8 protein-coding genes are annotated in these 14215 nt (G+C 37.4%); 4 read left to right on the forward strand and 4 right to left on the reverse strand.

Annotated elements, in window-relative coordinates:
* Window positions 1-11: 11 nt before the first annotated feature.
* On the forward strand, window positions 12-1919 hold the full coding sequence (acs, locus tag EKL98_RS00140; protein ID WP_126458363.1) for an acetate--CoA ligase: 1908 nt from the start codon (window positions 12-14) through the stop codon (window positions 1917-1919).
* A gap of 106 nt (window positions 1920-2025) precedes the next feature.
* Here the strand turns inward: acs and EKL98_RS00145 are convergent, their stop codons facing one another.
* The 4 genes from EKL98_RS00145 to EKL98_RS00160 all read right to left on the reverse strand — a co-directional run bounded on the left by EKL98_RS00145 (window position 2026) and on the right by EKL98_RS00160 (window position 10655).
* Window positions 2026-4887 carry an alpha-amylase family glycosyl hydrolase gene (locus EKL98_RS00145; RefSeq protein WP_126561239.1) on the reverse strand — a complete coding sequence of 954 codons (2862 nt, stop codon included), beginning with the start codon at window positions 4885-4887 and terminating at the stop codon, window positions 2026-2028.
* 75 nt (window positions 4888-4962) lie between these two features.
* The gene (locus tag EKL98_RS00150) at window positions 4963-6075 is read right to left on the reverse strand and encodes a SusE domain-containing protein (RefSeq protein ID WP_126561240.1); all 1113 of its coding nucleotides are present in this window, start codon (window positions 6073-6075) and stop codon (window positions 4963-4965) included.
* A 24-nt stretch (window positions 6076-6099) separates the two neighbouring features.
* Complete coding sequence (locus EKL98_RS00155) at window positions 6100-7698, reverse strand: RagB/SusD family nutrient uptake outer membrane protein (protein ID WP_126453882.1); 1599 nt, start codon at window positions 7696-7698, stop codon at window positions 6100-6102.
* Window positions 7699-7715: 17 nt separating this feature from the next.
* The gene (locus EKL98_RS00160) at window positions 7716-10655 is read right to left on the reverse strand and encodes a SusC/RagA family TonB-linked outer membrane protein (protein WP_126561241.1); all 2940 of its coding nucleotides are present in this window, start codon (window positions 10653-10655) and stop codon (window positions 7716-7718) included.
* Window positions 10656-10888: 233 nt separating this feature from the next.
* Between EKL98_RS00160 and EKL98_RS00165 the strand changes: the two genes are divergently transcribed.
* The 3 genes from EKL98_RS00165 (at window position 10889) to pgmB (ending at window position 14179) form a co-directional block, all read left to right on the forward strand.
* A complete protein-coding gene (locus EKL98_RS00165; protein WP_126515124.1) occupies window positions 10889-11911 on the forward strand; it encodes a LacI family DNA-binding transcriptional regulator in 1023 nt (340 codons plus the stop codon).
* Between the two features lie 246 nt (window positions 11912-12157).
* Window positions 12158-13519 carry an MFS transporter gene (locus EKL98_RS00170; RefSeq protein ID WP_126458348.1) on the forward strand — a complete coding sequence of 454 codons (1362 nt, stop codon included), beginning with the start codon at window positions 12158-12160 and terminating at the stop codon, window positions 13517-13519.
* Window positions 13520-13522: 3 nt separating this feature from the next.
* Window positions 13523-14179 carry a beta-phosphoglucomutase gene (gene pgmB, locus EKL98_RS00175; protein WP_126561242.1) on the forward strand — a complete coding sequence of 219 codons (657 nt, stop codon included), beginning with the start codon at window positions 13523-13525 and terminating at the stop codon, window positions 14177-14179.
* Window positions 14180-14215: the final 36 nt, after the last annotated feature.

Genomic DNA, 14215 nt, shown 5'->3' on the forward strand with positions numbered 1-14215 from the left:
TATCAATAATCATGAGTTACTATAAAATTAATAATCTAGAAGAGTACTTTAAACATTACAAAAAATCAATTCGTGAACCGGGAAAATTCTGGGACAAAGTGGCCTCAGAGAATTTTACTTGGTACCAGCAATGGGATAAAGTAGTTGATTTCAATATGGCTGACGCCGAAATAAAATGGTTTACCAATGCCAAAGTAAACATTGTAAAAAACTGTATCGACAGGCATCTTGCTAAAAAAGGAGATAAAACAGCTATCATTTTTGAACCGAATGACCCAAATGAAGAGGCATTGCATATTTCATATAATGAGTTATACGAGCGTGTTTGCAAAATGGCGAATGTCTTAAAGGAGCAAGGCATACAAAAAGGAGATCGGGTTTGTATTTATTTACCCATGATTCCTGAATTAGCGATTACCACTCTGGCCTGCGCCAGAATTGGAGCAATCCATTCGGTTGTTTTTGCAGGATTTTCCGCCTCGGCAGTTGCCGCAAGAATCAATGACAGCGAATGTAAAATGGTCATCACTTCAGATGGTGGGTATCGCGGGAATAAAACCATCGATTTAAAAAGTATCGTTGACGAAGCCTTATTGAATTGCCCTTGTGTAGAGAACGTTTTAGTAGCTAAAAGAATCAACTCCACTATCCACATGAAAGAAGGTCGTGACCAATGGCTGCAACCACTTTTAGACCAAGCTTCGAATAACAATGTGGCTGAAATCATGGATGCCGAAGATCCTTTGTTCATCCTTTATACTTCCGGTTCAACAGGAAAACCAAAAGGAATGGTTCACACTACAGCCGGTTATATGGTGTATTCCGCATATACGTTCAAGAACGTTTTTAATTATGAAGACAATGATATTTTCTGGTGTACCGCTGATATTGGCTGGATTACCGGACATTCCTATATTCTTTACGGCCCGTTATTGAACGGAGCTACGACCGTAATTTTCGAAGGCGTTCCGTCTTATCCTGATTTCAGTCGCTTTTGGCAAACCATCGAAAAACACAAAGTTACCCAGTTTTACACGGCGCCAACAGCGATTAGAGCTTTAGCAAAAGAAAGCATCGAATACGTGCAACGCTACCAGTTGACCTCTTTGAAAGTAATTGGATCTGTAGGAGAACCCATCAATGAGGAAGCATGGCACTGGTACAACAACCACGTAGGCGATAAAAAATGTCCTGTGGTAGATACGTGGTGGCAAACGGAAACCGGAGGAATTATGATCTCACCAATTGCCTTTGTAACCCCGACAAAACCTACTTATGCTTCATTACCTTTACCGGGAATCCAACCCGTTTTGATGGATGAAAAACGAAATGAAATAGAAGGGAATCAGGTTACCGGAAGTTTGTGTATTAAATTTCCTTGGCCAGGAATTGCAAGAACAATTTGGGGCGATCATCAACGGTATAAAGAAACCTATTTTTCTACCTTTCCAGGTAAATATTTCACTGGCGACGGCGCTTTGCGTGACGAGGTTGGGTATTACAGAATCACTGGACGTGTAGATGATGTAGTAATTGTTTCCGGACACAATCTGGGGACTGCCCCTATTGAAGATGCCATCAATGAACATCCTGCTGTTGCGGAATCAGCCATTGTAGGTTTCCCGCATGATATCAAAGGAAATGCGTTGTATGGTTTTGTAATTCTAAAAGAAACCGGAGAATATCGCGACAGAGAAAACCTGAGTAAAGAGATCAACCAACACATATCCGATCACATAGGACCCATTGCCAAATTAGACAAAATCCAGTTTGTTTCCGGTTTGCCAAAAACCCGTTCCGGAAAAATCATGCGCAGAATTTTGCGTAAGATTGCCGAAGGGGATTATTCTAATTTTGGCGATACCTCAACCTTGTTAAATCCTGAAATTGTGGAGGAAATCAAAGACGGTAAAATTTAATATTTAGTTGTAATTGTAGTTAAAAACTGCTTCATTTATGGAGCAGTTTTTTTATACAAAAAAGGCTGCCTTTTTATGGACAGCCTTTTCAATCTTCAAGGCATTCTTAATTTTTCAACAGTTTCAATACTTTCATTTCATTATTTTCATCAAATGTTTTTACGATGTAAAGTCCTTGATTCAAATCACTAACCGAAAATTGAGATCCTGCCGTTTTATTGGTATCAAAACTTTTTAGCAATTGTCCCGTGATAGAAAACACCTGCACCTTAGCCGTTGTTTCATTCAATGTAAAATAATCAGATGCCGGATTTGGATACAACACAATCGTTGGTGATTTTTCGTAATCCGCTATTGCCAATGATGCTGTTTTATTCCCATAGATTTTAAATTCCCCCGGTTTCAAAGTAATTGCAACTGAGGTACTGATTACATTAATAGATGTATTGTCCATCAAATTGTACCATGTTCCGGTGTATGGAAACCCGGAAGGAGCATTTTTTGGCGTCACATCAAAATTAGCTACAATCAATACATCTTTCAGTTGTGTTGATGCTAGTGCACTGTTGGTAATTTTGATATTCGGTAATAACGAACTGCTATTATTGATTGTTACAGTTCCTAAAAACACAGGTTCTTCGGTCTTCATCGTAATCATTTTTGCCCAGTCGTCGTAAATTATGCTTCTGCTGGTATCTCCAAGCCATTTACCCGTCCATTGTGGCTGTGGCTTAGTGTCTAATTTACAATCCCCGGATGTACCATCAGAAGGAGAGTTCACAGTTCCATTATTGCAGGTAAAAATAGAAGAATTCCATCCTAATTCTCCAAATTGCCAAATCATTTTTGGCCCTGGAACCAATAAAGAAACAGCTCCTAATGCAGACATTCTGGATAAAGCTACAGTAAGGGTTCGTACATTATGGTCCGGAGTGGTATTGTTTCCTGCTTGCACATTATTGTACATTAAGCGCTCCTCATCATGACTCTCTGCATAGCCCATCAATCGGTGTGCAGTAAATCCTCGACTTGATGAACTCATTCTTGAAATATTACCTGCATACCCTTTTGTAAGATTGTTATAGTCAAAAGTCATTATTCCCCACATCATCACGCCTTTACTTGGCGTTTCATTCAACCTGTAATTAGCCCATTGTTGTTCTTCCTCATTACCACCCAAATGTTCGAAAATAACGTAGTGATTTGGATCTAAATTCCAAGAATAATCGGCATATTTTTTCAATACATCTATTCTATCTTGTTGTAAACTGCCGGTACAATTTTCTTGCCCGCCAGCTACGTTCGCTGGACAATTTTGTGTAAAACCTTTGGTTAAATCCCAACGGAAACCGTCAATTTTATATTCTTCAACCCATTGTTTAATGACCCGTTGTACATAATTTTGTGTTCTGGGCAGTTGATGATTAAAATCTTCCCCCACACTATAACTGTGCATCGCTGTTGTATTAAAATAAGGATTTTCAGTGGAAGGCGAGCCCCAACCATTGCCGTCAGGATCATTCATCCACATGCGAAGCATTGGGTTTCTACCAAAAGCGTGATTTAGCGCCACATCAAGAATAACAGCAATTCCGTTTTGATGGCATAAATCAATAAACTCTTTCAATTTATCCGAAGTGCCATAGAATTTATCCAAAGCCATGTGAAAAGAGGTATTGTAACCCCAACTTTCATTACCTTCAAACTCCATTACTGGCATTAATTCAATCGCATTTATCTTCAAATTTTTGAAATAATCGATTTTATTAATCAAGTCCTGATAGCTTTTATTGGCATCAAAATCACGCACTAACAATTCATAAACTACTAATTTTTCTTTAGCTGGTTTAACAAAGTTTGTAGTGGCGCTACTCCAAGCGTAAGCAGCTTTCCCGGTTTGCAAAACGGTTACTTCACGTTCCTGACCAACGGGATATACCGGAAGATTTGGATAATTTACAGATGAAATCCCTGGATCATCAAAAGGAGATAAAACCAAAGTGGAATAAGGATCCGCAGTTTTTACTAAACCAGGCGAACCGGCCAAGGGAGTTGCGTCCCCCACCCAATATTGATACATGTAATTTGTCCCCGAGACCAATCCGGTTAATTCTAACCAAAATTTACCGCTGGTTGGGTCTTTTTTCATAGAGTGCGCTGATGTTGGCTGCCAGTTATTAAAACTCCCTGCTACATAAATAAAATCTTTTAAAGGTGCATCCAACACTAAAGTTGCTTTTGTCGCATCACCAGTATTGTAATTAATTCCGTCTAACAAACCATTAGCCATCGCGGCACTTATCGTTCCCGTATTTACAATCACACTGAATTTTTTAGTAATAACAGTAGTTCCTTGAGTAACTTCCAACTCATAGATTTGATTTCCGGTGATATTTGTGTGATTAAAAGTATAACTGGAAGCAGCTGTATTTATGTTTAAAGTTGTTCCGTTTGCCTTCAAAACATAACTGGCATTTCCGCCTGTATTAGAAGCTGAAATATTCAAACTGCCACCAGATGTAATAATTGTCGAACTGTTTTCTGCTGGAGAAGTTAAAGTTGCCTGAAAAGCTCCAACATTAAAAAAAGTATCAGCAGTCTGCATATTTCCGGCATCATTTCTTAAGACTACACAAATTTCTGTAATAGAGCTCGTATTTGGAATCCCAAAATAAGCATACAAATCCGGAGTAAGATCCAATTTATAAGTAGTTCCTGAAACCAATGTTAATGCGGGTTGTGTGGAATTATTACCCCAACTCCCTTTCACGTTTTGCCACTTTGCTCCATTAACAGTTAAACCAATATGCGCATATATTGTACCTGTATAACTGGAGAGTGGCGTTCCTGTTTTGTTAAAATTAAGAGTAACTGCACTACTTGCAATTGCAGGTGATGGCGTAGTTGTAAATTGGGAATAACTTATAGAGGTTATAAGTAAAATTAATAAAAGTAGATTTTTTTTCATGGCTAAGTATTAATTAAATTAAAAACTAAAAAAAAGGGCTACCCATAGATAGCCCTTAAAAATTTTTGAAATAAATTATCCTTGATTAGGAATCATTAAATAACTACCATCTAAATCATTAAAATAGATTTTGTATTTAGATTTTGCAACCGGTAGGTCACCTCCACTTGTTCCGTTATTTGGGAATCCTGAAAAAGCAGTGTTTCCACCCCAACTTACGTCCCATGCATTATTTGCTCTAAATTTAGCTTTACCATCATTTAATGGCAACAAATTTAATGACCAAACATGAGAATTGAACGTAGATTGGGTTAATGCTGTTGAAGCATCCCATTTTAATGGTGTGCTATCTCCAATGATACCTACGGTAGTGAAAGTTTTAGCAGCAGCTGCATTATACGTCACTAAAGTGTATTTTAATGTTTCAGTATTCATTGTAAAAGTATAATAGCCTTCCGTTGCAATAGTAAAAGATGCTGGATCTGGATCAGCTTCTGTAGGTCTAGCCACAATAGCACCATTATCTCCTTTACCATACATTGGAGCCCATTGTCCAAGTGTAGAAATTAATTTGAATGCACCCGCTTTGAAAAAACCGGTAAATTGATACAAACTTGGGTTTGTTCCGCTTCTGAATAAAGGTTGGTTTTTATTATTATTGTTCCATCCTGAAGCAGTTGCGTCGCCTACAAAATACCAGTCTTTAAATGCGTAAGGAATTAATCCAGTGTACGCATTAACTAAAATAGTCAGTGGAGTTTTAGACATCATTTTTTCAATTCCTGCTAAACTAGAAACTACTTTGACATCATAAGAACCCAGTTGATCAGGTGTTCCTCCCAATTGAATTACTGCTTGATTCAATGTTTTTACAGTTACTTCAATTTGAGTTGCTCCAGAAGTTCCTCCTAATTCAATTGCTTTTGTAAAATTTCCTCCTTTAACATCCATCAAAAGTTTGTACCCAATCTCTACATTACCAGCATAAGTTGCTTTGGTCCACACAAAACGTTCTGCAACGTCTTCCGCATTTTCTTCTAGTAAAACGTATGATTTATCATTTTCAGGCGCCACTAATTCAGGAGTATCCACTCCTTGAATTACTGGTCTGTCTTCTACATCCTCTACGCTACAAGACAAGGTAAAAACTGCGAATAAGGCAATTACTGATTTAGTTATATTTTTCATTTTTTATTTATTATTTAAATTTTATTAATACCCAGGGTTTTGTTTCAATTTATTGTTTGATGCTAATGCTGTAGCAGGAATAGGAAATAAATTTCTAAATGCTTGCGTTGGCGCACCACCCGCTACATTTCCTTTCCAAGGCCACACATAACTACCGCCTGTAAATTTACCAAAACGAATTAAATCCGTTCTTCGGTGTCCTTCCCAGTGCAGTTCTTTTGCTCGCTCGTCTAGAATCAGGTTAGCACCTGCAGCATCCGCAGTAAGAGCGCTTATCGTTGAAGCATTCGCTCTGGTTCTTAAAGCATTTACATATCCTCTGGCAGTTCCTAGATCTCCTACTTTACCAACTACCGCACATTCAGCATACATTAAATACGCATCGGCTAAACGGAACATTGGAAAATCAGAGTCAGAAAAGTCTCCTGATTTATCTGAGCCCTGAACTCCGTTTACCGTCACATTTCTAAATTTCTGAATTGCGTATCCATCAGTAAATGTACCAATATCAGCAATTTCTTTAGTTTGTCCATCGGTATAAAATTGACCTCTTGCGTCTGTAGTATTTTCACTAAACTTATTTACAAATGCTGATGTTGTTCTGATACCAGCCCAACCACCATTGATTCCAAATTCAGAAGCCTTCATAGTACCACCAACTGGTGCATGCGTCAAGAAAGTAGTCCCACCAAACGTTTGCGTTCTTAGTCCATCAAAAGCAATTGCAAAAATGAATTCGTTTTGAGCTCCGTTTCTATCATTATCCGCAAAAAATAATTGGTTATAATTGTTGTGTAAAGTATACCCTGATCCTATTACTTTAGTGATCAAAGGCAATGCTCCTGCATAATTATCAGTACCAATATATACTTTAGCATTCATGTACAACTTAGCTTGTAACATCCAGGCAGCAGCTTGATCCACACGATACGCCTCATTTGATTTTGGCGCTTTCAATTCTGGAATAATTGCTGTTAATTCGGCATCCACAAATTTGTACAATTCTGCTCTTGAAGCATATTCCGGGTAGTAAAAACTCGTTGGGGAATCCTCAGTTACCAAAGAACCTCCGCCAAACATATCAATCAAGTGCCAATAGGTGAATGCTCTAATAAAACGCGCTTCTGCTCTGTAGGTTTTAATCTCTGCTATCAAAGCGGCATCAAGACCTCTGGAGGCTAATTTAGCATCCGTAGTTTGTCTTAAAAACTCATTACAGTTTACAATTTGAAAAGAAAATCGGGCAAATGTAGCCGTGATAAAACGGTCTAAAGAAGTCCATGTTTGTGAATGAAGGTCTTTTATTGTCCCATCATTCCAGGCGATTACGGCCTCATCTGTTGTTAATTCCTGCATCAACCAGATCCCTCTGATGTATTGACTTTCCCCTTCATCAATTCCGGAGATATCTGGAGAACCAGCTGCCGTTTGCCCTGAAGTAGCAAATCCTGCGTATAACTTGGCCAGATTTTGTTTGTACGATTCCGGTGTGCTAAAAAACTGTTCTCCCGGAACTGCAACACTACTTGCCGGGGCTTGGCTCAAATCATCTGTACACGATGAGAATACCATCACGCACAGTAACAAAGAAATGCCCAATAATTTTATTTGTATCTTTTTCATTTTTCTTGCTATTTGTATTAGAAATTAACGTTTAAACCTAACGTGAAAGTAATTGGTCGTGGGTATAAATTTCCGTCTATACCTCCAGAAATTTCTGGATCTAATCCTTCATAATTAGTAATGATCAAAACATTTTGTGCTGACAATGTCAATTTAACTAATGAAGACGTATTCTCTTTTTGATTGAAAGTATATCCAACACTTACGTTGTCTAATCTTACAAAAGAGGCATCTTGAATGTAATAATCAGATTCGAAACGTTTGGTGTCATTAGATCTGAAACCTGTTTCCAAAACATTTTCAACTCCGTTTGACAAATCTGTGTTTCTGATCAAAATATTATTGAAAGATCCTTTGCTGGAATCCACATTGTTGTAATTGTAATTACCCCATGATCCTCTCCAGTTCATTCCCATGTCAAAATTTTTGTAGGTCACACTAGTGTTAAACCCGTAAAAAACATCTGCTGCCGGTTTATGAAAACGGTATTTATCCAACTCTGATATTATTCCATCTTGATTTCTGTCAACATACACCCCATCTAAAGGTTTTCCGTTTACACCATACGCTTGCTCATACACGTAAAAAGAACTTGGTGCATAACCCACTTGGTGATTTTGAATAAAATTTCCGGTAGCACCTTCATAGCCTCCAACATTAATTCCTGGCGTATTAGGAAGTGTAGTAGTCAGCTTAGTGATTTTAGACTCTTGAAAGGTTACGTTTCCGCCAATTCTCCATTCAAAATCATCAGAACGAAATGGGATTACTTCTGCAGCAATCTCAATCCCCCTATTTTCAATTGTTCCTACGTTATAATTGTCAAAATTTGAAAACCCGAAGAATGATGGGTTTTGTGTGTACAATAATAAATCTTGTGTAGTTCTTTTGTACAAATCAACACTACCATTGATTCTATTGTTCAAAAATCCAAAATCCAACCCTGCATTCACAGTAGTGGTTTGTTCCCATTTCAAATTACTATTGTACGGCTGTGGTCTGTAAGTAGTGTAAAACTGACTTCCAAACGGGTATTGAGCAGCAGTATTAGAGGCTAAATACAACGGAATAGAAGGATAACTTATTCCAATATCCTGTTGTCCGGTAATACCCCAACCCCCACGAACTTTTAAGGTAGAAATACTACTTACGTCTTTCAAGAAGTTTTCTTCGTTCAGTTTCCAAGCCAAAGCAACGGCAGGGAAATTAGCCCAACGATTCGATTCTGTAAATCTTGAAGTACCATCACGTCTATAGGACAAAGTCACTAAATACTTATCGGCGATATTAATATTAGTTCTTGCAAAGAAAGACTGCAAGTTGATACGAGACGGGAAATTAGGATCTACCGTAGTGTTATTACTCTGAAAATTAAAATTGGAAGAGTAAAAAGTCTCTCTGAAATCTTGGTAGGAATACCCTCCAGTAACATCAAAAACGGTATTGATTGATTCTACTTTTTTGTTGTAATTTAAGTACAAATCCATCAATTTATTGAACCGTGATTGGGTTTTTTCATACGTATTGTTGAAACCGGAACCGGAAAGACCATTCAAAAAATTAGCTTCTGTATTACCAAATGAACGTCCTGTTAATTGATCGTAACCAAAATTAGCTACTGCTTTTAATTCTGGTAAAAAATGCATTTTATATTCGGTTTGAATATTTCCAATGCTTCTGTACGCTGTTCCAAAACTGTTTTGTTGTTCGATTTGAGACAATGGGTTTCTGCCTGCCAATTGGTTGATTTCAGTTGGAGACGTATACCATTGAAAAAAGGTTCCGTCAGGATTTCTTACCGCCTGTGTTGGATCAAAACGAATGGCTGAACCAATAGCACCACGATTACTATAATTACTATTAATCAGAGACGTATTATTATTCAATTCTATCTTTAAATGATCGTCAAAGAAGTTTCCGGTTATACCAGCAGACATTGTAGTACGCTCCATGTTATCTCTTTTTAAGATACCATTCAAATTAGCATATCCCACAGAGGCTCTGTACACTATATTATCAGAACCACCGCTTAGGGCAATATTATGATCTGTACCAATAGCTGTTCTGAATATTTCATCCTGCCAATCTGTATCAGCAGCACCCATCAACGCGATTTGAGCAGCATTTCCGTTAGCCGTTACAAAATCTCTGAATTGTGTACTTGATAAAGCATCTACTTTATTCGTGATTTCAGAAACCTGGAAGTTTGCATTATAATTAATTTGCATTTCCCCTGCTTTACCTTTTTTGGTAGTAATTATAATTACCCCATTCGAAGCACGAGATCCGTAGATAGCAGTTGCCGAAGCATCTTTCAAAACCGTAATCGATTCAATATTATTTTGATTAATAGTACTCAAAGGATTTCTACTTCCTTCTACGCCACCAGCAGCAACCGGTACACCATCAATAACATACAACGGATCGTTATTAGCAGATAGTGAAGAGCCACTTCTAATTCTGATAGTTGCACCTTCACCTGGAGAACCTCCTCCATTAATAACCTGCAAACCAGCTACTTTCCCTGTTATCATTTGATCTGCAGAAGTAACAGGTCCTTTATTAAAATCTTTGGAAGTCAGCACGGTTACCGCTCCTGTAGCATCTTTTTTCTTAACAGTCCCGTAACCCACTTGGATCACCACTTCTTTTAATTGATTGGCATCTTCTTCTAAAGACACGTTTAATGAATTTTGAGCAACATAAGTCACGACCGTATTGGTGTAACCAATATAAGAGAACACAATTTTATCCCCTCTTTTTACATTAGACAACTGATATTTACCATCAAAATCAGTAGAAACACCATTATTTGTACCCTGTACATTTATGTTTACCCCTGGAATTGGCTCTCCTGACACTTTATCAAGAACGGTTCCGCCAACAATATTCTGAGCCAGAACACTAAAAGGGAGCAGCAGTACTAAAATCAACAACTTTTTATAAATTGTTTTCATACATTTTCTTTAATTTAATTGAATTTTCCTTGAATTTTTAAGCGTAACTATTACTTCGAATGTTAAATTTATGTAAATTTTTACACGCCCGACAAGAGCCCTTTTTAATTGGGTTACGAAAACGTAATAGTGTTGAAAACTTTTTGTTTTATTTAAATTTTAACCCGTTTAATTACCATTTGTAAAATTAAATTTTATCTTTATTACGAAATAAAATTTTACTCCCTCTCCACATGAAAAGGAAAATAACGCTTAAACAAATTGCCAAAGAATTAGACGTTTCTATTTCTACCGTTTCTAAGTCATTACGGAACAGTCCAGAAATAGGCGAGGAAACCAGACTTAAAGTACAAGCTTTCGCCAAATTTTACAATTACAAACCCAATAACATTGCGCTGAGCCTAAAAAACAGAAAAACAAAAACCATTGGAATTATCATCCCGGAAATTGTGCATCATTTCTTCTCCACTGTCATCAATGGAATTGAACAAGTGGCCAATGAAAACGGGTATAGCGTACTCATTTGCCTCTCAGACGATTCCTTTGATAAAGAAGTCCTGAATATGGAAATGCTCGCTAACGGCAGTATTGACGGATTCATTATGTCACTGTCTAAAGAAACCCAATTCAAAGGCGATTTTCACCACATTACAGAAGTCATCAATCAGGGAATGCCTGTAGTCATGTTTGACAGAGTTACGAACGATATCCTTTGCGACAAAGTCATTATAGACGATCAATCTGCAGCCTATGAAGCCGTTCAGAGCTTGATTGATAAAGGACGGAAAAAAATCGCCTTAGTTACCACTGTTGATTATGTGAGTGTGGGTAAACTTCGCACAGATGGTTATATCAAAGCATTACTGGACAATGACATCCCCTTCAATGAAAATCTTATTATCAAAATTGAAGATGTTGATACCTGCGAAATCACTATTGGAAAACTATTAGAAGACAAAGCCATTGATGCCGTCTTTGCAGTAAACGAACTTTTTGCAGTAACGATAATTAAAACTGCCAATAAAATAGGATTAAATGTTCCTAAAGACTTAGCCGTTATTGCCTTTACAGATGGTATCATTTCTAAATATTCTACACCTACTATTACTACTGTAAGTCAGAATGGTATCAAAATGGGAAATAAAGCGGCAAAAATGCTGATTGAAAGACTCGAATCTGAGGAAGATGAAGAAGATGAAAATTACAAAACTGAAGTAATTGAAACGCATCTGATAGAAAGAGAATCTACACATTAGATATTATACGTTTTCAGTTGCCTTCATAAAACTGCGACTGAAAACTGTGACTAATTTTTAAAACAGCTGTATTATATTCAGTACTACAACCTTGTAGTGAAAAATGTTTCTTTTTATTTGTATCTGAAAAACAAAAGTTTAAAATATATTTTTATATTTACCCCATCAAAGCCTCACTTTTACTTCGAAAATAAGACAAGTTTTGATAAGCATATCGCTTATCGTATTAATTTATAAATTACGATAATGGAAAAGCGTAGATTAAGTTTCTGGCAAATTTGGAACATGAGTTTCGGATTTCTGGGAATACAGATGGGTTTTGCACTGCAAAATGCTAATGCCAGCAGAATTCTTCAGATTTTTGGTGCTGATGTGCACGAACTATCCTGGTTTTGGATCATTGCCCCGTTGATGGGACTTATTGTACAGCCCATCATAGGCCATTACAGTGATAAAACGTGGGGGAAATTTGGAAGACGAAAACCCTTCTTTTTAGTGGGTGCTTTGTTGGCCTCCATTGGTTTAATATTAATGCCGCAAGCCGAAATTTTCATTGCTCTTTTGCCTGCCTTATGGGTAGGTGCCGGAATGTTGATGATTATGGATGCCTCTTTCAATATTGCTATGGAACCTTTCAGGGCTTTAGTAGGCGACAATTTAAGAACGGATCAAAGAACACTTGGATTTAGCGTACAAACCGCCTTAATTGGTTTCGGTGCCGTGATTGGTTCTTGGCTGCCTTATGTTTTGACGAATTGGTTTGGCGTTTCCAATAGAGATGAAGATGGCGGTGTTCCCATGCATTTGATTTTATCTTTTGTAATAGGAGCTGTTATACTTATAGGTTCTATCCTGGTTTCCATTTTTTCTACCAAAGAATATTCTCCGGAAGAGCTAGCCCAATTTGAAGACGAAATGGCGCATCAGAAAACCAAAGTGGCTGATGCCAATGCTAAAGAATCCAGCGTACTGGACATTTTTGATGATTTCAGAAAAATGCCTACCACGATGCGGCAATTGAGCTGGGTACAATTTTTCTCTTGGTTTGGTTTGTTTGGAATGTGGGTTTTTACCACTCCGGCCATAGCCCATCATATTTATGGTTTACCTATTTCGGACAGCAAAAGTGAGGCGTATCAAAATGCAGGAGACTGGGTTGGCGTGTTGTTTGGTATTTACAATTTGGTTTCTGCTTTCTATGCTTTTGCGTTGCCTTATATCGCAAAAAAGATCGGAAGAAAATTAACCCATTCCCTATCCCTTATTATTGGTGGCCTTGGATTAATTTCGATCTATTTTGTCCCTAACGAAAACTGGCTTATTCTTTCTATGGTTGCAGTGGGTATTGCTTGGGCTAGTATTCTATCTATGCCGTATGCCATATTAGCCGGATCAATCTCCCCAATGAAAATGGGAGTTTACATGGGTATTTTCAACTTCTTTGTCGTTATTCCCCAAATTATTAATGCCTTAATTGGCGGACCATTAGTTAAATATGTATACCATGACAATGCCATATTTGCATTAGTCACTAGTGGTGTCAGCTTTTTGATTGCTGCTATTTTAGTAGTTAAAGTACAAGATGTTGATGACCTAATAAAACAATAATCAATGAATACAAAAGCATTTATATTCGACCTAGACGGAGTGATTGTAGACACGGCTAAATACCATTATTTAGCGTGGCAAAAAATTGCAAATGAATTAAATATCGAATTTACACTGGAACACAACGAATTACTAAAAGGAGTCAGCCGGGTGCGCTCTTTGGATATTATATTAGAACTAGGAAAAGTAACCGCCTCACAAGAAGACAAAGACCAATGGTTAGTCCAAAAAAACGAGGAATACTTATCTTATTTAGTGGATATGAATGAAAGTGAGATTCTTCCGGGAGTTTTTGAAATTTTAAAATTTTTAAAACAAAACGACCAACCCATCGCATTGGGTTCAGCCAGTAAAAACGCCAGACCAATTCTGGAGAAAACAGGACTACTCTCTTATTTTGACGCTGTTGTAGACGGAAATGATGTGACCAATGCGAAACCCGATCCGGAAGTATTCTTAATGGCCGCAAAATTATTAAAAATAAAACCAGAAGATTCAATTGTTTTTGAAGATTCAGTCGCAGGAGTTCAAGCGGCGAATATTGGTAATATGACCAGCATAGGAATTGGGGAAGCAACTACTTTGCACGAAGCAAAATACATCTTCAACGATTTTACAGCTATCGATACCCAATTCATAGAAGAATTAATTAACAAATAACGAAACAAATTCAAAAAAGTAAAAAGGATAATATTA

This window comes from Flavobacterium bomense (assembly GCF_003970355.1).

Coding starts and splice junctions, on each gene's coding strand:
- acs (WP_126458363.1), top strand. CDS start 12: ATGAGTTACTATAAAATTAATAATCTAGAAGAGTACTTTAAACATTAC.
- EKL98_RS00145 (WP_126561239.1), bottom strand. CDS start 4,887: ATGAAAAAAAATCTACTTTTATTAATTTTACTTATAACCTCTATAAGT.
- EKL98_RS00150 (WP_126561240.1), bottom strand. CDS start 6,075: ATGAAAAATATAACTAAATCAGTAATTGCCTTATTCGCAGTTTTTACC.
- EKL98_RS00155 (WP_126453882.1), bottom strand. CDS start 7,698: ATGAAAAAGATACAAATAAAATTATTGGGCATTTCTTTGTTACTGTGC.
- EKL98_RS00160 (WP_126561241.1), bottom strand. CDS start 10,655: ATGAAAACAATTTATAAAAAGTTGTTGATTTTAGTACTGCTGCTCCCT.
- EKL98_RS00165 (WP_126515124.1), top strand. CDS start 10,889: ATGAAAAGGAAAATAACGCTTAAACAAATTGCCAAAGAATTAGACGTT.
- EKL98_RS00170 (WP_126458348.1), top strand. CDS start 12,158: ATGGAAAAGCGTAGATTAAGTTTCTGGCAAATTTGGAACATGAGTTTC.
- pgmB (WP_126561242.1), top strand. CDS start 13,523: ATGAATACAAAAGCATTTATATTCGACCTAGACGGAGTGATTGTAGAC.